This is a genomic window from Sphingopyxis sp. A083 (genome assembly GCF_001468495.1).
GTDB lineage: Bacteria > Pseudomonadota > Alphaproteobacteria > Sphingomonadales > Sphingomonadaceae > Sphingopyxis > Sphingopyxis terrae.
This window is the reverse complement of the sequence record NZ_LNSK01000001.1, coordinates 93610-112164: the sequence shown is the minus strand read 5'-3', so window position 1 is coordinate 112164 and position 18555 is coordinate 93610. Positions and strand designations below refer to the sequence as shown.

Annotated in this window: 23 protein-coding genes; 4 read left to right on the top strand and 19 right to left on the bottom strand. The window is 63.9% G+C overall.

Features of this window, described 5'->3' with window-relative positions; genetic code table 11:
* Positions 1-2 precede the first annotated feature (2 nt).
* From rplB to rpsL, 9 genes are all read right to left on the bottom strand, one after another.
* The gene (gene rplB, locus ATE59_RS00560; RefSeq protein ID WP_003042210.1) at positions 3-839 is read right to left on the bottom strand and encodes a 50S ribosomal protein L2; all 837 of its coding nucleotides are present in this window, start codon (positions 837-839) and stop codon (positions 3-5) included.
* Positions 840-861: 22 nt separating this feature from the next.
* Positions 862-1170 carry a 50S ribosomal protein L23 gene (locus ATE59_RS00555; RefSeq protein ID WP_058810843.1) on the bottom strand — a complete coding sequence of 103 codons (309 nt, stop codon included), beginning with the start codon at positions 1168-1170 and terminating at the stop codon, positions 862-864.
* Positions 1163-1789 (bottom strand): 50S ribosomal protein L4, encoded by a 627-nt coding sequence (gene rplD, locus ATE59_RS00550; protein ID WP_003042204.1) that lies wholly within the window; start codon positions 1787-1789, stop codon positions 1163-1165. Before rplD ends, ATE59_RS00555 begins: the two co-directional genes overlap by 8 nt.
* Positions 1790-1791: 2 nt before the next feature.
* Positions 1792-2550: a 50S ribosomal protein L3 gene (gene rplC, locus ATE59_RS00545; protein ID WP_040589724.1), complete on the bottom strand. Its 759-nt coding sequence runs from the start codon at positions 2548-2550 to the stop codon at positions 1792-1794.
* A gap of 303 nt (positions 2551-2853) precedes the next feature.
* Positions 2854-3165, bottom strand: coding sequence for a 30S ribosomal protein S10 (gene rpsJ, locus ATE59_RS00540; protein WP_003042199.1), 312 nt, complete (start codon positions 3163-3165; stop codon positions 2854-2856).
* Positions 3166-3313: 148 nt separating this feature from the next.
* Positions 3314-4504 (bottom strand): elongation factor Tu, encoded by a 1191-nt coding sequence (gene tuf, locus ATE59_RS00535; RefSeq protein WP_058810842.1) that lies wholly within the window; start codon positions 4502-4504, stop codon positions 3314-3316.
* A gap of 153 nt (positions 4505-4657) precedes the next feature.
* Positions 4658-6751: an elongation factor G gene (gene fusA, locus ATE59_RS00530; RefSeq protein WP_058810841.1), complete on the bottom strand. Its 2094-nt coding sequence runs from the start codon at positions 6749-6751 to the stop codon at positions 4658-4660.
* A 96-nt stretch (positions 6752-6847) separates the two neighbouring features.
* Positions 6848-7318 (bottom strand): 30S ribosomal protein S7, encoded by a 471-nt coding sequence (gene rpsG, locus ATE59_RS00525; protein ID WP_003042192.1) that lies wholly within the window; start codon positions 7316-7318, stop codon positions 6848-6850.
* Positions 7319-7391: 73 nt separating this feature from the next.
* Positions 7392-7763, bottom strand: a complete 372-nt coding sequence (gene rpsL, locus ATE59_RS00520; protein ID WP_003042180.1) for a 30S ribosomal protein S12 — start codon at positions 7761-7763, stop codon at positions 7392-7394.
* Between the two features lie 289 nt (positions 7764-8052).
* Between rpsL and ATE59_RS00515 the strand changes: the two genes are divergently transcribed.
* Positions 8053-8550, top strand: a complete 498-nt coding sequence (locus ATE59_RS00515; RefSeq protein WP_003042177.1) for a DNA-deoxyinosine glycosylase — start codon at positions 8053-8055, stop codon at positions 8548-8550.
* 97 nt (positions 8551-8647) lie between these two features.
* Here ATE59_RS00515 and ATE59_RS00510 read toward each other — a convergent pair whose 3' ends face one another.
* The gene (locus ATE59_RS00510) at positions 8648-9949 is read right to left on the bottom strand and encodes a metal-dependent hydrolase family protein (protein ID WP_058810840.1); all 1302 of its coding nucleotides are present in this window, start codon (positions 9947-9949) and stop codon (positions 8648-8650) included.
* 115 nt (positions 9950-10064) lie between these two features.
* On the opposite strand from ATE59_RS00510, the gene ATE59_RS00505 reads away from it, so the two are divergent.
* Both ATE59_RS00505 and dapD read left to right on the top strand, forming a co-directional pair.
* Positions 10065-10739, top strand: coding sequence for a pyrimidine 5'-nucleotidase (locus ATE59_RS00505; protein WP_058810839.1), 675 nt, complete (start codon positions 10065-10067; stop codon positions 10737-10739).
* 14 nt (positions 10740-10753) lie between these two features.
* Positions 10754-11596 carry a 2,3,4,5-tetrahydropyridine-2,6-dicarboxylate N-succinyltransferase gene (dapD, locus tag ATE59_RS00500; protein WP_003042169.1) on the top strand — a complete coding sequence of 281 codons (843 nt, stop codon included), beginning with the start codon at positions 10754-10756 and terminating at the stop codon, positions 11594-11596.
* A 90-nt stretch (positions 11597-11686) separates the two neighbouring features.
* Here the strand turns inward: dapD and gpmA are convergent, their stop codons facing one another.
* Positions 11687-12373 (bottom strand): 2,3-diphosphoglycerate-dependent phosphoglycerate mutase, encoded by a 687-nt coding sequence (gpmA, locus tag ATE59_RS00495; RefSeq protein WP_058811259.1) that lies wholly within the window; start codon positions 12371-12373, stop codon positions 11687-11689.
* Between the two features lie 207 nt (positions 12374-12580).
* Between gpmA and ATE59_RS00490 the strand changes: the two genes are divergently transcribed.
* Entirely contained in the window at positions 12581-13036 is a 456-nt protein-coding gene (locus ATE59_RS00490; RefSeq protein WP_003042165.1) for an Hsp20 family protein, read from the top strand.
* 82 nt (positions 13037-13118) lie between these two features.
* Here the strand turns inward: ATE59_RS00490 and ATE59_RS00485 are convergent, their stop codons facing one another.
* The 8 genes from ATE59_RS00485 to dnaQ all read right to left on the bottom strand — a co-directional run bounded on the left by ATE59_RS00485 (position 13119) and on the right by dnaQ (position 18545).
* Positions 13119-13601: a GNAT family N-acetyltransferase gene (locus tag ATE59_RS00485; RefSeq protein WP_058810838.1), complete on the bottom strand. Its 483-nt coding sequence runs from the start codon at positions 13599-13601 to the stop codon at positions 13119-13121.
* The gene (locus ATE59_RS00480) at positions 13598-14707 is read right to left on the bottom strand and encodes a M14 family metallopeptidase (RefSeq protein ID WP_058810837.1); all 1110 of its coding nucleotides are present in this window, start codon (positions 14705-14707) and stop codon (positions 13598-13600) included. The genes ATE59_RS00485 and ATE59_RS00480 overlap by 4 nt, the downstream gene beginning before the upstream one ends.
* Complete coding sequence (locus tag ATE59_RS00475; RefSeq protein WP_058810836.1) at positions 14704-15330, bottom strand: DUF4136 domain-containing protein; 627 nt, start codon at positions 15328-15330, stop codon at positions 14704-14706. Before ATE59_RS00475 ends, ATE59_RS00480 begins: the two co-directional genes overlap by 4 nt.
* 73 nt (positions 15331-15403) lie before the next feature.
* A complete protein-coding gene (locus ATE59_RS00470) occupies positions 15404-16036 on the bottom strand; it encodes a cell wall hydrolase (RefSeq protein WP_058810835.1) in 633 nt (210 codons plus the stop codon).
* A 195-nt stretch (positions 16037-16231) separates the two neighbouring features.
* The gene (locus ATE59_RS00465) at positions 16232-16570 is read right to left on the bottom strand and encodes a DUF1491 family protein (protein WP_058810834.1); all 339 of its coding nucleotides are present in this window, start codon (positions 16568-16570) and stop codon (positions 16232-16234) included.
* A gap of 21 nt (positions 16571-16591) precedes the next feature.
* The gene (locus ATE59_RS00460; protein ID WP_058810833.1) at positions 16592-17056 is read right to left on the bottom strand and encodes a PTS sugar transporter subunit IIA; all 465 of its coding nucleotides are present in this window, start codon (positions 17054-17056) and stop codon (positions 16592-16594) included.
* Between the two features lie 164 nt (positions 17057-17220).
* The gene (hpf, locus tag ATE59_RS00455; protein WP_058810832.1) at positions 17221-17796 is read right to left on the bottom strand and encodes a ribosome hibernation-promoting factor, HPF/YfiA family; all 576 of its coding nucleotides are present in this window, start codon (positions 17794-17796) and stop codon (positions 17221-17223) included.
* A 47-nt stretch (positions 17797-17843) separates the two neighbouring features.
* Entirely contained in the window at positions 17844-18545 is a 702-nt protein-coding gene (gene dnaQ, locus ATE59_RS00450; RefSeq protein ID WP_058810831.1) for a DNA polymerase III subunit epsilon, read from the bottom strand.
* Positions 18546-18555 lie beyond the last annotated feature (10 nt).

Here is an 18555-nt window from a genome sequence, read left to right as displayed (position 1 = left end):
GCTTACCTCTTCTTCTTCGCGTGACGCGACCGGATGATCATCTTGTCGGTCGACTTGTTGTGGCGGGTACGGGCGCCCTTGGTCGGCTTGCCCCACGGGGTGACCGGGTGACGGCCGCCCGAGGTGCGGCCTTCACCACCGCCGTGCGGGTGGTCGACCGGGTTCTTGGCGACGCCGCGGGTCAGCGGACGCTTGCCGAGCCAGCGGCTGCGGCCGGCTTTGCCCAGGTTGGTGTTCTGGTTGTCGGGGTTCGACACCGCACCGACCGTGCCCATGCACTCGCCGCGAATGTAGCGCTGCTCGCCCGAACCGAGACGCACGATGACAAGACCGCGGTCACGACCGACGACCTGGGCATAAGTGCCGGCCGAACGGGCGATCTGGCCGCCCTTGCCCGGCTTCATCTCGATATTGTGGACGATCGTGCCGACCGGCATCTGCGACAATTCCATCGCATTGCCGGGCTTCACGTCGGTCTTCTTGTCCGCGACGACCGTATCGCCGACCGCCAGGCGCTGCGGCGCCAGGATATAGGCCAGATCACCGTCCTCATATTTGATGAGCGCGATGAAGGCCGTGCGGTTCGGGTCATATTCGAGCCGTTCGACGGTCGCCGGAACGCCCCACTTGCGACGCTTGAAGTCGATGAAGCGATACTTCTGCTTGTGACCGCCGGCGATGCCGCGCGAGGTCACATGGCCCTTGTTGTTGCGGCCACCGGTCTTGCGCTTGCCTTCGGTCAGCGCCTTGACGGGCTTGCCCTTCCACAGCGACGACTTGTCGACGAGGATCAGGCCACGCTGTCCAGGGCTGGTCGGATTATAGGATTTGAGTGCCATTTTCTCTGCCTTCCCCTATCCGTCAGACGCCGGTGGTGACGTCGATCGACTGGCCTTCGGCCAGGCGAACGATCGCCTTCTTCACGTCGCTGCGGGTGTAGGGCTTGCCCTTCCAGCGCTTGGTCTTGCCCTTGGCAACCAGCGTGTTCACGCTGAGCACCTTGACATCGAACAGCGCCTCGACGGCGGCCTTGATCGCCGGCTTCGTTGCGTCGTTGGCGACGCGGAAGACGACGGCGTCGTTTTCGCTGAGCAGCGTCGACTTTTCGGTGATCACTGGCGACAGGATCACGTCATAGTGACGCGCATCGATGGTCTTTGCCTTAGCCATTGCAGCGGGCCTCCAGCTTTTCGACCGCCGCGCGGGTCAGGACCAGCGTGTCGGCGCGAAGGATGTCATAGACGTTGGCACCGATCGCCGGCAGCGAATCGACGCCGACGATGTTGGCCGAAGCCTGGGCGAAGCTGTCATGGACCGCATCGCCGTCGATGAAGAGCGCACGGCGACCGAGGTCGAGCTTGCCGAGCTTGCCGGCCAGCACCTTGGTCTTGGCCTCCTTGAGCTCGAGCGTGTCGATGACAACGAGCTTGCCGCCCTTTGCCTTGTCGCTCAGCGCCATCTTGAGACCAAGAGCGCGGATCTTCTTGTTCAGCGAGTGGCCGAAAGTGCGGGCCCGGGGACCGTGCGCCTTGCCACCGCCGATGAAGATCGGCGCCTTGCGATCGCCGTGACGGGCGGTACCGCCGCCCTTCTGGCGACCGAACTTCTTGCCGGTGCGGGCAACGTCGCTGCGCTCGCGGGCGGCGCGGGCGGGGCCGCGACGCTTTTCGAGCTGCCAGGCGACGACACGGTGGAGGATGTCCGCCCGCGCGTCGACGCCGAAGACGTCGTCGTTAAGATCGATGTCGGCGCCAGCCTTGCCATCGAGGGTCTGTACCTTGACCTTCATGATCAGGACTCCTGTGCGCCGTCGGCCGCGGTCGTTTCGACCTCTGCTTCCGCAGGGGTTTCAGCCGGGGCATTGTTGCTGTTCGCCGCGCTCTTGACCGCCGCCGGATAAGGGGCTTCGGGGTGACGCGGCAGCTTCATCGCATCGCGAACCAGCAGCCAGCCGCCCTTCGAGCCAGGGACCGAACCCTTGACGAAGAGAAGACCGCGCTCGGCGTCGGTGCGGACGATTTCGAGATTCTGCTGGGTGCGATTGCGCGCGCCCATGTGGCCAGCCATCTTCTTGTTCTTGAAGACGCGGCCCGGATCCTGGCGGTTACCGGTCGAACCATGGGCACGGTGGCTGATCGACACGCCGTGGGTGGCGCGCATACCGCCGAAACCCCAGCGCTTCATCGCACCGGCAAAGCCCTTACCCTGGGTGACACCCTGGATATCGACCATCTGGCCGGCGACGAAATGGTCGGCCGACAGTTCGGCGCCGACGTCGAGCGTCGCGTCGTCAGCAACGCGGAATTCGACGAGCTTCGCCTTGGGCTCGACTTCGGCCTTGCCATAGGCCCCGCGCTGCGGCTTGGCGACATTCTTCGCCTTTGCCGAGCCGGCACCGAGCTGGACGGCCACATAGCCGTCGCGTTCCTTTTCGCGAACCGAGACGACCTGGCAGCCTTCGAGGCTCAGAACGGTGACGGGCACATGGCGGCCATCGTCCTGAAAAAGGCGGGTCATCCCCATTTTTTTCGCGATCACGCCAGTGCGCATGATCATTCACTCCTAACAGAGGCCGGGCAGAACCATTTCCGCACGGCGTGTGGACCCCACCGAACCTGCGTTCGATGACTGTCCTCCCAGCCCGAAATTTCGATGCATCGCCCCGTCCGGGCTGAGGTGCCGCCTTCCCGTGGGATCAGCGGCGAGACGGGGGACGCAGCCCGGATAAATCCGGCGGTATCCTCCGAAACCTGAATGTGTTCCTGCGAAAGCAGGAACCCAGGGCGGTTTCAGTGCGACCTATCGGCCGCTTCTACCCTGGGCTCCGGATCAAGTCCGGAGCACGCTGGCTATTTAGGCCAACTTGATTTCGACGTTCACGCCCGCGGCGAGGTCGAGCTTCATCAGCGCATCGACCGTCTGCGGGGTGGGCTGCACGATGTCGAGCAGCCGCTTGTGGGTACGCACCTCGAACTGCTCGCGCGACTTCTTGTCGACATGCGGACCGCGGTTCACGGTGAATTTTTCAATGCGCGTCGGCAGCGGGATGGGACCGCGAATGAGGGCGCCCGTACGACGTGCCGTATCGGCGATGTCGGTGGTGGCCTGATCGAGCACGCGGTGATCAAAGGCCTTCAGGCGAATGCGAATATTCTGCGTTTCCATGACTATTCCAGTCGAATCCCGTCTGACGATGCGAAAGAGCCGAAATGGCCCGTCCCGACCCCCCGCATGGAGGCCGGAAAGGCCATCAAAAATCTCAAAAGCTACGAGCCGCCCGAATCACCCGATTCGAGCGGCTCGTGGCCCTATATTACTTAATGATCGAGGCCACAACCCCTGCGCCGACCGTGCGGCCACCTTCGCGGATCGCGAAGCGCAGGCCCTGGTCCATGGCGATCGGAGCGATGAGCTTGACCGTCAGCTGGACGTTGTCGCCCGGCATGACCATTTCCGTGCCTTCCGGCAGGATGACTTCGCCGGTGACGTCGGTGGTGCGGAAGTAGAACTGCGGACGATAGTTCGCGAAGAACGGCGTGTGACGGCCGCCTTCGTCCTTCGACAGGACGTACACTTCCGAGGTGAACTCGGTGTGCGGCGTGATCGAGCCGGGCTTCGCCAGAACCTGGCCACGCTCGACTTCTTCACGGCCGACGCCGCGGATCAGCGCACCGATGTTGTCGCCAGCCTGGCCCTGATCGAGCAGCTTGCGGAACATTTCGACGCCGGTGACGGTCGTCTTCTTGGTGTCCTTGATGCCGACGATTTCGACTTCTTCACCAACCTTGACGATGCCGGTTTCGACGCGGCCGGTGACAACCGTACCACGACCCGAAATCGAGAACACGTCTTCGATCGGCATCAGGAAGGGCTTGTCAAGCGGACGTTCCGGCTGCGGGATCCAGCTGTCGACGGCTTCCATCAGCTTCAGGATCGCTTCCTTGCCGATGTTGTCGTCGCGGCTTTCGAGGGCGGCGAGAGCCGAACCCGCGATGATCGGAATATTGTCGCCGTCGAAGTCGCGCTTCGAAAGTTCTTCGCGGATTTCGAGTTCGACGAGTTCGAGCAGTTCGGGATCGTCGAGCTGGTCAACCTTGTTCAGGAAGACGACCATGGTCGGAACGCCGACCTGCTTCGCGAGCAGGATGTGCTCCTTGGTCTGCGGCATCGGGCCGTCAGCAGCCGAAACCACCAGGATCGCGCCGTCCATCTGCGCCGCGCCGGTGATCATGTTCTTCACATAGTCGGCGTGACCCGGGCAGTCGACGTGCGCATAGTGGCGATCCTTGGTTTCATATTCGACGTGCGCGGTCGAAATGGTGATGCCGCGTTCGCGCTCTTCGGGCGCCTTGTCGATGTTTTCGAAGTCGACCTTCTGCGACAGACCTTCTTCGGCGAGCACCTTGGTGATCGCGGCGGTCAGCGAGGTCTTGCCATGGTCGACGTGACCGATGGTGCCGATGTTGCAGTGCGGCTTCGTCCGCTCAAATTTAGCCTTAGCCATGTTTCTTGAACCTTCTTGTTCGCGTGTTGAGTTGATCAGTCCTGGACGAGCCTGCTGAATCAGGCGCCGCCCTTAGTAGGTCTTGCCGCGCGGTGCAAGCCCGCGCTTGTCCGGGTCCGCCGTGCGAGGCAAGCCCCGCACGGCCAAACCGGATCAGGCCATCTTCGCCTTCACCTCGTCCGCGACGTTGTTCGGCACTTCTTCATAGTGCGAGAACTGCATCGTGTACTGGGCGCGGCCCTGGGTGAAGGAGCGCAGCTGGTTGACGTAGCCGAACATATTGGCGAGCGGCACGATGGCTTCAACCACCTGGGCGTTGCCGCGGCTGTCCGTACCCTGGATCTGGCCACGACGGCTGTTGAGGTCGCCGATCACGTCGCCCATGAATTCTTCAGGGGTGACAACTTCGACCTTCATCACCGGTTCGAGCAGCTTGATGCCGGCCTTCGCCGCCACTTCGCGCATCGCCGCACGGCCCGCGATTTCGAACGCCAGCGCCGACGAGTCGACGTCATGGTACGCACCGTCGATCAGCTTGATGTCGAAGTCGATGATCGGGAAGCCGATCATGTGACCGTTTTCAGCCGATTCGCGGAAACCCTTTTCGACCGCCGGGATATATTCGCGCGGAATGTTGCCGCCCTTGATCTCGTCGGTGAAAGTGACGCCGCTGCCGCGTTCGCCCGGGGTGACCTGGACCTTGACGCGACCGAACTGACCCGAACCACCCGACTGCTTCTTGTGGGTGTAGTCGACTTCGACCGGCTTCGCGAGGCTTTCGCGATACGCCACCTGCGGCGCACCGACATTCGCTTCGACCTTGAATTCGCGCTTCATGCGATCGACGAGAATGTCGAGGTGAAGCTCGCCCATGCCCTTGATGATCGTCTGGCCCGATTCATGGTCGGTCGAGACGCGGAACGAGGGATCCTCGGCGGCCAGGCGGTTGAGGGCGACGCCCATCTTTTCCTGGTCGGCCTTGGTCTTGGGTTCGACCGACAGCTCGATGACCGGCTCGGGGAATTCCATCCGTTCGAGGATGATCGGCGCATTGTTCGCGCAGATCGTGTCGCCCGTCGTCGTTTCCTTGAGGCCGGCGAGCGCAACGATGTCGCCCGCATAGGCTTCTTCGATGTCCTCACGCGAGTTGGCGTGCATGAGGAGCATACGGCCGATCTTTTCCTTCTTGTCCTTCACCGAGTTCAGATAGGTGCCCTTCGAGAGCGTACCCGAATAGATGCGCGCGAAGGTGAGCGAGCCGACGAACGGGTCGTTCATGATCTTGAACGCGAGCATCGACAGCGGCGCGCTGTCCGACGTCGGACGCGAATCGGCTTCCTCGGTGTCCGGGTTGATGCCCTGGACGTCGGGGATGTCGAGCGGCGAAGGCAGATAGTCGACGACCGCGTCGAGCAGCGTCTGAACGCCCTTGTTCTTGAACGCCGAGCCGCACAGCACCGGAACGAACGCCTGGCCGAGCGTGCCCTTGCGGATCAGCGCCTTCAGCGTCGCGACGTCGGGCAGCGTGCCTTCGAGATAGGCTTCCATCGCATCGTCGTCCTGTTCGACGGCGAGTTCGACGAGCTTTTCGCGATATTCGGCAGCCTTGTCGACGAGGTCGGCCGGGATGTCTTCATAGAAGAATTCGGCGCCCAGGCTTTCATCCTTCCAGATGATCGCGCGTTCGTTGACAAGGTCGACGAGGCCCTTGAAGTCCGATTCCGCCCCGATGGGGAGGTACAGCACGGCCGGCACCGCACCCAGGCGATCGATGATCGTCTGGACGCAGTAGTAGAAATTGGCACCGGTGCGGTCGAGCTTGTTGATGAAGCACATCCGCGGAACCTTGTACTTGTCTGCCTGGCGCCACACGGTTTCCGACTGCGGTTCGACACCGGCAACGCCGTCGAACGCGGCAACCGCGCCGTCGAGAACGCGCAGGCTGCGTTCGACTTCGATGGTGAAGTCGACGTGGCCGGGGGTGTCGATGATGTTCAGGCGGTGTTCCGGACCCTGACCTTCATCGGCTTTCCACAGGCAGGTGGTGGCAGCCGACGTGATCGTGATGCCGCGTTCCTGTTCCTGTTCCATCCAGTCCATCGTGGCAGCGCCGTCGTGGACTTCGCCGATCTTGTAGGACTTGCCAGTGTAATAGAGAATGCGCTCGGTCGTCGTGGTCTTGCCGGCGTCGATGTGCGCCATGATACCGAAATTGCGATAGCGTTCGAGCGGATGGCTGCGTGCCATGATCTTTTCCTCGGTTTTTGGGGGAAGCCTTGGGAGCCGCCCCCGATATAGGAAGTTTTGTTGCGATTGCGAGACGCCGGGGGGCGCCCTCGCAAATTACCAGCGGTAGTGGCTGAAGGCGCGGTTCGCTTCGGCCATGCGGTGCGTGTCTTCGCGCTTCTTGACCGCGTTGCCGCGATTGTTCGACGCATCGAGCAGTTCGCCCGACAGGCGCGCGGCCATCGTGGTTTCGCTGCGGTTGCGCGCCGCGGTGATCAGCCAGCGGATCGCGAGCGCCTGCGCGCGGTCCGGACGGACTTCGACCGGAACCTGATAGGTCGCACCGCCGACGCGGCGGCTGCGCACTTCGATGTTCGGACGGATGTTGGCGAGCGCCTCATGGAACACGCCGAGCGGTTCCTTCTTGGCGCGGGCCTCGACCGCTTCAAGCGCACCATAGACGATGCTTTCGGCGACCGACTTCTTACCGTCGAGCATGACACTGTTCATGAACTTCGACAGCACGACATCCCCGAAACGGGGATCGGGCAGGATTTCGCGGCGTTCAGGACGACGACGACGAGCCATAGGTAATTCCTTTTACAACAGCACCCCGGCGCAACGCGCCCGCGGGATGATCAAATAGCCGAAAAAGCCGTCCTTACTTCGGACGCTTCGCACCGTATTTCGAACGGCTCTGCTTGCGGTCTTTCACACCCTGGGTGTCCAGAACGCCGCGCAGGACGTGGTAACGGACACCGGGAAGGTCGCGCACACGGCCGCCGCGGATCAGCACGACGCTGTGTTCCTGGAGGTTGTGGCCTTCGCCGGGGATGTAGGAAATGACTTCGCGCTGGTTGGTCAGGCGGACCTTCGCAACCTTGCGGAGCGCCGAGTTCGGCTTTTTCGGGGTCGTCGTATAGACACGGGTGCAAACGCCGCGCTTCTGCGGGTTTGCTTCCATCGCCGGGACCTTGGACTTCACCTTTTGCGGAGTCCGGCCCTTGCGGACCAGCTGGTTGATCGTGGGCATGAATGCTTCACCTTCAAGTGTCCGCCCATCGGAGCGAACGGTTACTCTACCGCGGTGGATGAAGCTCCGGGGCATCGAAATGCCCCGACCTGATAACAGCAAAAGACCCCGGCGGACACATTCGTCCTCCGGAGGCTCCATCCGCGCCAGCAATGTTCAAGCGCTGTTGTGAACGAGTTTGGCGAAAAGTCCGCCGCTTTCGATCGGGGGCGCCCCTAGCGGTGATTCCCTTTGCGGTCAAGCGTCAAGCGGCTTGCGCCGCGGATTTCCGGCCGGTAGCGCCCCGTAAATGCCGCCGGTCCGCCACGCCAGCTTCGCACCGCACGTCGCGCCCGACGCGCGCCTGCTGATTCTCGGCAGCCTGCCCGGCGCGCGGTCGCTCGCCGAGCGGCGCTATTATGCGCATCCGACGAACCAGTTCTGGCGGCTGGTGGGCGCAGCGATCGACCGGCCGCTCGCCACCATGACCTATGACGAGCGGCTGGGCGCACTCGCGGATGCGAAGATCGGGCTGTGGGACGTGATCCGTTCGGCCGAGCGGCTTACGAGCAGCGATTCGCTGATTCGCGAGGCCGAGGCGCACGACCTTGCGACACTGATCGCGGCACTGCCCGACATGCGCATGATTGCCTTCAACGGCGGCAAGGCCGCAGCGATCGGGCGAAGGCAATTGCCAGTGCTTGAGGGCGTCGCGCTCGTCGATCTGCCATCAAGCAGCGCAGCGAATACGGTGGGCTATGCGGCGAAGCTGGAGCGGTGGCTGGAGTTGCGCGCGGCGTTGGCATAATGAAGCTCGTCATTGCGAGCGAAGCGAAGCAATCCAGTGCTGGTTGACGCTACCCTGGATTGCCGCGTCGCTTCACTCCTCGCAATGACGATGCGGGTCAATCAACCACTTCCCCCCGCGCCATCACGAAATCGACTTTCTTCAGCACGGTCACGTCGGCGACCGGGTCGCTCGCCACCGCGATGATGTCGGCGCTCTTGCCCGGCGCGATCGTGCCGATTTCGTCGGAGAGGCCGAGCAGATCGGCGGCGTTGACCGTCGCGGCCTTGATCGCGTCGATCGGCGTCACACCGTGCTGGACCAGCAGTTCGAATTCGTCGGCGTTGCGGCCATGCTTGGACACGCCCGCGTCGGTGCCAAAGGCGATACGGACGCCGCGCGGGACGAGTTGCTCGAGGCTTTTGCCGGTGATCGAGATGCGCCAGCGAATCTTGGCGAGCACATCGGGTTCATAGGCATTCGCGTTCGCCGCCAGCCGTTCCTTGTAGCCGTTCACGGTCGACAGGGTCGGAACATAATAGGCCTTCGACTTCGTCCAGGCGGCGATCGTCGCTTCGTCGAGGATCGTGCCATGCTCGATCGAATCGGCGCCGGCGTCGAGCGCCAGGCGGATGCCGTCGGCGCCGTGCGCATGGACCGCGACCTTTTTGCCGAACATATGCGCGGTATCGACGATCGCCTTGGCTTCGTCGTCGAACATCTGTTTGCCGAGCCCTGCGCCAATGCGGCTGTTGACGCCGCCGGTCGAGGCGAATTTGATCACGTCGGCGCCGCGCCCGACCTGAAGCCGGACGGCGCGGCGGCAATCGTCGGCACCGTTGCAGGTGTTGCCCGCTCCCTGGAAATAGGGGCGCAGTTCGTCCCGATAGCCGAGCGATCCGTCCATATGCCCGGCGCTACCCGAAATCGCGTTACCCGCATCGACGATGCGCGGCCCCTCCACCTTCCCCGCAAGGATCGCGTCGCGCAGCGCCAGCGTGGCGCCGTCGCCATCGCCCAGATTGCGCACCGTGGTGAAGCCCGCGCGCAGGGTCTTCATGCCGTTTACCTCGGCATTGAAGGCCTGTGCTGCAGGGCTGAGCGTCACTTCCTCGAGCTGACCCGCCAGACCGCCGGCATCGCTGGTCAGGTGGACGTGGCTGTCGATCAGGCCGGGCAGGACATATTTGTCCTTGAGATCGATCAGCACCGCGCCCGCATCGGCAGGCTGGTAGCCGTCGAGGATCGCGACGACCTTGCCATTTTCGACGATGATCGTCGTCGCGCCGCGCACCGGCTTGCCCGGCTCCGCCATCAATGTGCCCGCGTGGATCACCGTGCGCGTCGGCGCCTGCGCCGCGACCGGCGCCGAATGCAGCGCGCCTGCCAGCGCGAGTGGAAGAAGCATCGTCGATTTCATCAGTCTGTCCCCTCTTGCCCGGTGGCAGCCTGCTTAGCGGGGTAACATGGGAACCGCAAAGTGTGCCACGGCTACCTTGCCGTCGCGGGCGCCGCGTCCTAAGGCGCGCGGCGTCATGACGGTACCGATCGATCATATCGACTGCTGGATCTTCGATCTCGACAACACGCTCTACCATCCGTCGGCGCGGCTGTTCGACCTGATCGACGCGCGCATGGGCGCCTTCATCATGCGCCTGATGGGCGTCGATGCCATCGAAGCGCGGCGCGTGCAGAAGCAATATTTCCACGATCATGGCACGACGATGGCGGGGCTGATGCGCCACCACGGCGTCGATCCCGAAGATTTCCTGATCGACGTTCACGATATCCCGCTCGACCGGCTGGCGCCCGATACGCGGCTGCGCGCCGGCCTCGAACGCCTGCCCGGCCGTCGTCTGATCTTCACCAACGCCGATGCCGATTATGCGGCCCGCGTGCTCGACGCGCGCGGCATCGCCGATCTGTTCGACGGCATCTGCGATATTCGCACGACGCACTATACGCCGAAGCCCGAAGCCGAAGCTTATCGCATGATGATCGGCCATCTCGGAATCGATCCGGCGAAGAGCCTGTTCGTCGAGGATATGGCGCGCAATCTGACCCCCGCCAAAGCGCTGGGAATGACGACCGTATGGCTGGACAATGGCAGCGAAAGCGGCCATCGCGACCACCTGCCGGACCATGTCGATTTTCATGTGAACGACATCGCCGACTGGCTTGATGCGCTTCCGGAACATTTTGGGCCGTAACCTTGGGGAATTTCATGAGCACCGACCTGCAATCGACGATCGAAGCCGCCTGGGATGCGCGCGAAACGCTCGGGCTGACGACGACCGGCGCGGTGCGCGACGCGGTCGAGGCGGCGCTCGCGGGCCTCGATGACGGCAGCTTCCGCGTTGCCGAACGCGATGCCGGCGGGACGTGGCAGGTCAATCAATGGCTCAAGAAGGCGGTGCTGCTCTCCTTCCGCCTCAACGACATGGAGATTATCGAGGGCGGCGCCGGCGGCGCGACCTGGTGGGACAAGGTGCCGTCGAAATTCGCCGGCTGGGGCGAGAACCGCTTCCGCGATGCCGGCTTCCGCGCCGTTCCCGGATCGATCGTCCGCCGCGGCGCCTTCATCAGCAAGGGCGCCGTGCTGATGCCGAGCTTCGTCAATATCGGCGCCTATGTCGGCGAGGGATCGATGGTCGATGCCTGGGCCACCGTCGGCAGCTGCGCGCAGATCGGCGCGAACGTCCATCTGTCGGGCGGCGCCGGAATTGGCGGCGTGCTCGAACCGCTGCAGGCCGGACCCGTGGTGATCGAGGATGGCGCCTTCATCGGCGCGCGCGCCGAAGTAGCCGAGGGTGTGATCGTGCGCGAGGGCGCAGTGCTGTCGATGGGCGTCTATCTCGGCGCCTCGACCAAGATTATCGACCGCGCGACCGGCGAAGTCTTCATCGGCGAGGTTCCGGCTTATTCGGTCGTTGTCCCGGGTTCGCTTCCGGGCAAGCCGCTTCCCGACGGAACGCCGGGGCCCTCGCTCTATTGCGCCGTCATCGTCAAGCGCGTCGATGCGCAGACGCGCGCGAAGACAGGGATCAACGAGCTGCTGCGCGACTAAAGCAGATGCGTCGCCCCCGCGAAGGCGGGGGCCGGTGGAGGCCTTGTGCCATGCCGATAGCAGCCCCCGCCTTCGCGGGGGCGACAGGACTTACCGCTCGCTAAGATAATAGCGTTCGCGCGCCGTTAGATCGTCGTTCAGATCATAGACGATCGGCTGGCCGGTCGGGATTTCGAGGCCGGTGATGTCGGCGTCGGTAATGCCCGACAGATGCTTCACCAGCGCGCGCAGGCTGTTGCCGTGCGCCGAGATCAGCACCGTCCTGCCGTCCCGCAACTGCGGCGCGATCGCGCTGTCATAATAAGGAAGAACGCGCGCGATCGTGTCTTTCAGGCTTTCGGTCGCCGGGATCGCGATGCCCGCATAGCGCGGATCACGCGACAAATCGTAGGGCGAGCCGGCCTCAAGCGGCGGCGGCGGGGTGTCGAAGCTGCGGCGCCAGATCTTCACCTGATCCTCGCCATGCCTGGCCGCGGTCTCCGCCTTGTCGAGGCCGGTGAGCCCGCCATAATGGCGTTCGTTGAGGTGCCAATCCTTCGTCACCGGCAGCCAGAGCCGGCCCATCGCCTCGAGCGCGAGGTTGAGCGTCTTGATCGCGCGCGTCTGGACCGAGGTGAAGCAGGTGTCGGGTGCGATACCCTTTTCCTTCATCAGTTCGCCCGCCGCCCACGCCTCGGCCGCGCCTTTCTCGGTGACATCGACGTCCCACCAGCCGGTGAAGCGGTTTTCGAGATTCCACTGCGACTGGCCGTGACGGATGAGGATGAGCTGCGGCATGATCTGTCCTTTCGACAAAGGGCGCGCCCGCGCGGGCGATTCGGGGGCGCCATAGCGCGGCTTTCGGGCAAGGGCCACCGCCCCTCTTGAAAAGGGTCGGCGCCATCCCAGATTCGGATCATCCGGTCGCCGAAACGGGGCCGGATGGAAGCCGCGGCAGGCCATGCCGCAGCCCGATGACTTCGCTTTGCAAGGAAGGAATGACCCATGCGTAACAGCTTTGACTGGACCCCCTATCGCCGCTCGACCGTCGGTTTCGATCGTCTGTTCGACTTTCTGGAAAACAGCGGTTCGGCCGAAAATTATCCGCCCTTCGATATCGAGAAGGTCGCCGACGACCATTTCCGCATCACTGTCGCGGTGGCGGGTTTCAAGAGCGACGAGATCGACATCACCGCGCAGCAGAATATGCTGACCGTCAGCGGCCGCAAGGCGCCCGCGAAGGACGGCGAAACGCGCCAGCTTCTGTATAGCGGCATTGCGACGCGCGCCTTTGAGCGCCGCTTCCAGCTTGCCGATTTCGTGCGCGTAGATCGCGCCGACCTGGCCGACGGGCTGCTGATCATCGACTTGGTGCGCGAAGTGCCCGAAGCGATGAAGCCGCACAAGATCGCCATCGGCGGCACCCAGCCCACGGCGATCGAAGCCAAGAAAGCCGCGTAAGCCAGCGGCTAACGCCGGTCCGAATGGGCCGTACGAACGGGGTCCGGCTGTCCCTTCCGGGCCCCGTTTCTGTTTTGCGTTGCTAGATTGCGCGCGTCATGAAGCGACTGAATGGATCGGGCCTGTAATCCGCGAAAGGCGCACAGTCCGTGAAGCCATGCCGCCGGTAGAGCGCAAGTGCCGGTTCGAAGGCAGCGCCTGACCCGGTTTCGAGGCTGAGCCGCTCAAGCCCGCCCGCGCGGGCCTCTTCGATGATGTGGTCCAGCATCCGGGCGGCGACACCGCGGCGCAGAGAGGCGTCGGCGGTGCGCATCGACTTGATCTCGCCGTGCCGGCCATCGAGTCGCTTCAGCACGCCGCAACCCGCCAGATCGGGGCCGCAATGAATCGACCAGAAGGTAACGCCCGGCGCCTTCAGCCCCTCGAAATCGAGGAAATGGCAGCTTTCCTCGGGCGAGTTTGCGAGCATGCCGGCAAAATGCCGTTCGAGCAGCGCGCGGATCGGAGCGCCCGACAGATCGTCCTCGACGATATGCCAGCCGTCCCGACCTGCGGCATCGGTCAAAGCATCTGGTCCAGCGTCGCGAGGCACGCGTGCGCGAGCAGCTTCGAGCGTTCGGGCGACCAGCCGGCGACGGGATCGGGCAGATCGCGATTGTCCTTGAACGGCATTTCGATCGTCATCGACACCGCACCAAAGCGTTCGGCGAGCTGCGTCGTCGACATCGACAGATTGGCTTTGCCCGGCGCCGAGCTTTCATAGCCGAGGGCGGTCTGGAAATCGGGCGTGTTGGCGGCAAGGGCGGACTGGAAGGCCAGATAGCGCGCCTGTTGCTCGTCCTTCAACGACGGGATGCCCTCGAAACCCGCGAGGAACACCGCCGGAATCGCCTCGTCGCCATGAACGTCCATCGCCCAATCGACGCCGCTTTCGTCCATCGCATTGCGCACCGCGAGCACTTCGGGGCTGCGATCGGCAGTCGGATTGTCCCATTCGCGGTTGAGATTCACCCCGGCATAGTTGGTGCGCAGATGACCGCGGCGCGACCCGTCGGGATTCATGTTCGGGACGATGTGGAAACGGCATTTCTGCCGTAGCGACCGGGCATGGGGATCGGCCGGATCGGTGAGCTTTTCAAGCGCGCCTTCCATCCACCATTCGGCCATGCTCTCGCCCGGATGCTGGCGCGCATACAGCCACACCTGGACCGGCCCCGTGCCCATTTCGAGGCAGTCGATCGGCTGCCCCTCGAGACTGGTGCCGAGACAGCGATAGGAAACGCCGTCGCATTCGGCCACAGAGGCGACCAGATCGTGATGCCGTTCCATCGAATAGGGAGCAAAATAGGCGATCCACAGAAGCTGCCCTTCGGCGCTGTGGTTAATGGTGAGCGTCCCGGCATCGTAGCCGGTGTCGAGCCGGAACCAGTTTTCGCGGTCATAGCTGGCGCAGGCGGCATAGCCGGGCCAGCCATCGGGATAAGCCGAATCGCCGAGCCCGGCGATCGCCAGTTCAAGTTCATCGCCCACCGCGCAGGCCACGCGGAGATGGAACCACTGGAAGAAATCGGATTCGCGATCCTTGCGGATCGAAAGGCGGGCACGCGTGCCATCGATCGAATCCACGACGATATTGCCGCTGTCGAAAGCGGCGTTGATGCTGATTGTCATGGGACGCTGATAGTGCGTCCCGATTCGCCGGGGAAGTCCTTGAATAGGGCTTCGGCCAATTTCGCCGCAGCAATCGACGGTTGTGCCGCAGGCGCCTTCACCGGCACCGCGCTGAGCGCCCGGCCTTCCCACAGGGCTTGGCCCGTGGCCGCGTCATCGATGCGTACAGACAGCTGCAGATCCTGCATCTGTTTCGGCCCGCCACCAAGATTGATGCCGATCCCGAGCCCGACTCCCGAACCATAGCTGCCCGTCGATCCGCCGACGCCGACCGAAACCGGCGAACGCTTCGCGAGCGGCAGGCGATCGTTTCGGTCGAAGGCGATGCGAACCTTGAGCGGCGCGGCCGTTCCTTCGGGCGCAGCGACGAAGCCGAGCAACTGCAGCTGACGCTCCACGGCGATGCGATAGCTGTTCCATTCAAGCGAGGGCTGCGCCGCGCCGCCCGTCGCCGAGGCATCGCCGTGCGGCAGCACCTCGACGGCATAGCGCGTGCCTGGGGCCAGGCCAGCGGTCGCATTGTTATGGAAGCGGGTAACCTCGACGGGTGGAACCGCCGTGGCACAACCGCCGAGCGCAAGCGCCGCTGCCGCGAGCAGGGCGACGGAAAAATGACGCGTCATGCCCACATCATGCGCCAGCAAAAATGGCTTGGCAATGAACGAGGTGGGGGGCGTGGCCCCCGCACCCGCGAATTCAGCGATAGAAGATATGGTTGTCGATCTGCGCGATGCGCGTCTTGCGCCAGCCGGGCGAGACGTAACGCGCATGGAAGAACAGCGCGCCGGGCGCCCTATTCTGCCAGCTGTCGTCGCGCGCGATCTGCGCGATCGCCAGCGCGTTCGACCATTGGGCGGCATTGCGCACGGCAGGCATCTTGCCGCGGCGCACGAAGCTGAACTGGCTCGGCTGATGGACGACGCCGCACAGGGTCGTCGGGAAGCGGCCCGACTTCGCGCGGTTGATCACGACATGCGCGACCGCAAGCTGGCCCGCGAGCGATTCGCCGCGCGATTCGAAATAGACCGCCTGCGCCAGGCAGCGCAGTTCGGGATCGATCGTCTCGGGCTTCGGGGTCGCCGCGACCAACTGGGCCAGCGTATCGGCAACAGCGCTGTCGTCGGTGGCGGTATCGACCGGCGTTTCGGCTTCGGTCGACGGGGCTGCCGCATCGCTGTCGGCCGGCGCATCGGCGGCGGGCAGCGTGATCGCGGGAATGTTGGCGTCGGCAGCCAGATCGCTGGCGAAGCCGGGTTCGGCCAACGACAGCGCGGCAAAGGCAGTCATGCCCACGGCAGCCACGCTGGCAGCGTTCAGAATACGACTCATCTAATCCGTCAAAAGGGCGGCTGACGAACCTAAATCTAACAGGCTGGGGGATCGTCGATCCTGAACCACCTGCGGTCGTCATCCGACTGCGTGTCCATATCGGGAAATCGGGCCTGTCCGAAAAGACGGATGCAACCCGCGATACGACCTACGCGTTATCAAGTGGCCGGGCACCTATTGTGCGCCGCAACAGAGTCAAGTTAACGCGCCCCACTCCGCGACGAGTCGTGGCGCATCTGCGATATCCAGTTCGACGATCCACAAGTCGGGATCGGCCTTTCGCCGCCGGTCCTGATAGTTTGCGCGTTCTTCACCATCGCTAGCGGGGTCGGGTCCGACCGCTTCCCATACATAATTACCGGTCATCGCGAAGCGGCGTTCGAGCAGCGGCCCCGCGACCCCGCGGTCGCTGCACTGGACGAGGATCGAGCCGGAATGATCGTCGCCCGCGGCAAGAACCGCAGCGAATCCGCCCGCGGCCTCGGTTTCGCGGATAAGAAGATCGACGAGGAACCGGCTGGTGAAGCGCGTCATCGGAGCAGCCGCCCCGGAAGGTCAGGCCGCGTCGCGCGCTTCGGCATCGACGAGCATGGCATAAAGCGCTTCGTCATTCTTCGCACCGCGCAATCGTTCGGCAATGCTGTCGTTGCGCAGCATACGCGATACGCCGGCGAGCGCTTTCAGATGGTCGGCACCCGCGTCGAGCGGCGACAGCAGCACGAAGAGAAGATCGACCGGCAAACCGTCTACCGCCTGAAAATCGATCGGCCGCGCGAGTTGCAGAAACATGCCGCGCACGCCGTTGAGATCGGCCATCTTGGCATGCGGCAAGGCGATGCCGCGACCGAAGCCGGTCGAGCCGAGCCGTTCGCGTTCGAGCAGCGCCTCGCTCACTTCGCCCGCGTCGAGCCCCAGCGACCGCGCCGCCAGTTCGCCGACATAGGGGAACAGGGCCTTTTTCGAATCGAGCTGCACATGCGCCCGCACGGTGGCCGGATAGAGGAGGGAAGATAGGTTCATCGGTCTGGTCAAATCTGCATGGCCGCAAGGCGACGCCATGCGGGTCATCCTGTTGGCATTGGTTCGCATGAGCGGACTAGGCTGGCCCCCGCCGTCCGGCTTTCGGGCTTTGTTGGGCGCGGCCCTTAGGCCGAACGGCAGAGAAAATCCAGCCCTATTGTCTACTAGCGGGGCTCGACCCAGCCGATCGTGCCGTCGCGGCGGCGATAGACCATGTTGTGCGACCCCGTCTTGCTGTTGACGAACAGCAACGCATTGGTGTCGCGCAAATCAAGCATCATGACCGCATCGGATACGCTGCTCGTCGGGATATCGACGCGGGTTTCGGCGATGATCGCAGGCGCATCGCCCGCTTCCTCGTCATCGGTGCCGCCGTCGAAAACGACATAGCTGGCGTTGTCCTCGATCGTTTCGATCGTCACCAACTGCGCACCATTGCCGTTGTTGCGGTCCTTGAGCCGGCGCATATAGCGGCGCAGCTGCTTTTCGATACGGTCGGCCGCGCCCTCGAACGCGACATGCGCGTCCTGCGCCTGGCCATGGCCTTTCAGGACCAGACCCTGCATGACATGCGCGACGATGTCGCACTGGAAACTGTCGTGCGGCCCCTTTCCGAAGGTCGCGTGCGCCCCGATCGCGCGCGAGAAATATTTGTCGGCAATCGCGTTCATCCGGTCCGACACATGCGCCTGCAGCGCTTCGCCGGTTTCGATCTGGTGGCCAGAGACGCGGATTTCCATTTTTCTTCTCCTTCAGTCATGTCCACGGGATCGCAGGGGAGCCGCGATCAGGGACTATCGTGCCACAGGGGTTGATTGAGCGTGGCGACGAATTCTGCATGACGCGCTAGTTCGGCCGGGGTTGCACCGTGCGGGCGCGGTTCGCGAAACGGGCGAGCGGGCGCGACCGGTCGAATAGGGGCCGGCTCGGCGCCGCGCGGCGTGGCGGCCGGTTCGGCAGCGAGCCCGAGCGCGATCTGCCGCCCGCCGGTCATTTCGATATAGAGGTGCGCCAACAGTTCGGCGTCGAGCAGCGCGCCGTGCTTGACGCGGTGACTGCGGTCGATGCCGTAGCGCGTACACAGCGCGTCGAGGCTGTGCTTGGCGCCCGGATGAAGCTTGCGCGCCATCTGCACGGTGCAGCACATGCGCGCCATATCGAGCGGCGGCCGCCCGACGCGCGCCAGCTCGGCATTGACGAAACCGAAGTCGAAAGCGGCGTTGTGCGCCACCATCGGCGCATCGCCGAGAAAGTCGAGCAGTTCGTCGACGCGCGCGGCAAAGAGCGGCTTGTCGGACAGAAACTGGATCGACAGGCCGTGCACCGCCTCGGCCTCGGCCGGCATATCGCGTTCGGGATGAAAATAGGCGTGAAAGGTCCGCCCCGATTCGCGGCGGTCGATCAATTCGATGCACCCGATTTCGACCAGCCTGTGCCCCGTTCTGGGGTCGAGGCCCGTGGTTTCCGTATCGAAGATTATCTCACGCATCTTTCAAACA

Excerpts from the sequence above, each read along its gene's own strand:
- dnaQ (WP_058810831.1), bottom strand. The coding sequence starts at position 18,545 with ATGCGTGAGATAATCTTCGATACGGAAACCACGGGCCTCGACCCCAGA.
- ATE59_RS00490 (WP_003042165.1), top strand. The coding sequence starts at position 12,581 with ATGCGTAACAGCTTTGACTGGACCCCCTATCGCCGCTCGACCGTCGGT.
- fusA (WP_058810841.1), bottom strand. The coding sequence starts at position 6,751 with ATGGCACGCAGCCATCCGCTCGAACGCTATCGCAATTTCGGTATCATG.
- ATE59_RS00470 (WP_058810835.1), bottom strand. The coding sequence starts at position 16,036 with ATGAGTCGTATTCTGAACGCTGCCAGCGTGGCTGCCGTGGGCATGACT.
- rpsG (WP_003042192.1), bottom strand. The coding sequence starts at position 7,318 with ATGGCTCGTCGTCGTCGTCCTGAACGCCGCGAAATCCTGCCCGATCCC.
- gpmA (WP_058811259.1), bottom strand. The coding sequence starts at position 12,373 with ATGCCGCAGCTCATCCTCATCCGTCACGGCCAGTCGCAGTGGAATCTC.
- rpsJ (WP_003042199.1), bottom strand. The coding sequence starts at position 3,165 with ATGGAAACGCAGAATATTCGCATTCGCCTGAAGGCCTTTGATCACCGC.
- rpsL (WP_003042180.1), bottom strand. The coding sequence starts at position 7,763 with ATGCCCACGATCAACCAGCTGGTCCGCAAGGGCCGGACTCCGCAAAAG.
- hpf (WP_058810832.1), bottom strand. The coding sequence starts at position 17,796 with ATGGAAATCCGCGTCTCTGGCCACCAGATCGAAACCGGCGAAGCGCTG.
- ATE59_RS00510 (WP_058810840.1), bottom strand. The coding sequence starts at position 9,949 with ATGAAATCGACGATGCTTCTTCCACTCGCGCTGGCAGGCGCGCTGCAT.
- ATE59_RS00465 (WP_058810834.1), bottom strand. The coding sequence starts at position 16,570 with ATGACGCGCTTCACCAGCCGGTTCCTCGTCGATCTTCTTATCCGCGAA.
- ATE59_RS00475 (WP_058810836.1), bottom strand. The coding sequence starts at position 15,330 with ATGACGCGTCATTTTTCCGTCGCCCTGCTCGCGGCAGCGGCGCTTGCG.
- dapD (WP_003042169.1), top strand. The coding sequence starts at position 10,754 with ATGAGCACCGACCTGCAATCGACGATCGAAGCCGCCTGGGATGCGCGC.
- rplB (WP_003042210.1), bottom strand. The coding sequence starts at position 839 with ATGGCACTCAAATCCTATAATCCGACCAGCCCTGGACAGCGTGGCCTG.
- rplC (WP_040589724.1), bottom strand. The coding sequence starts at position 2,550 with ATGCGCACTGGCGTGATCGCGAAAAAAATGGGGATGACCCGCCTTTTT.
- tuf (WP_058810842.1), bottom strand. The coding sequence starts at position 4,504 with ATGGCTAAGGCTAAATTTGAGCGGACGAAGCCGCACTGCAACATCGGC.
- ATE59_RS00460 (WP_058810833.1), bottom strand. The coding sequence starts at position 17,056 with ATGAACCTATCTTCCCTCCTCTATCCGGCCACCGTGCGGGCGCATGTG.
- rplD (WP_003042204.1), bottom strand. The coding sequence starts at position 1,789 with ATGAAGGTCAAGGTACAGACCCTCGATGGCAAGGCTGGCGCCGACATC.
- ATE59_RS00555 (WP_058810843.1), bottom strand. The coding sequence starts at position 1,170 with ATGGCTAAGGCAAAGACCATCGATGCGCGTCACTATGACGTGATCCTG.
- ATE59_RS00480 (WP_058810837.1), bottom strand. The coding sequence starts at position 14,707 with ATGACAATCAGCATCAACGCCGCTTTCGACAGCGGCAATATCGTCGTG.
- ATE59_RS00515 (WP_003042177.1), top strand. The coding sequence starts at position 8,053 with ATGCCGCCGGTCCGCCACGCCAGCTTCGCACCGCACGTCGCGCCCGAC.
- ATE59_RS00505 (WP_058810839.1), top strand. The coding sequence starts at position 10,065 with ATGACGGTACCGATCGATCATATCGACTGCTGGATCTTCGATCTCGAC.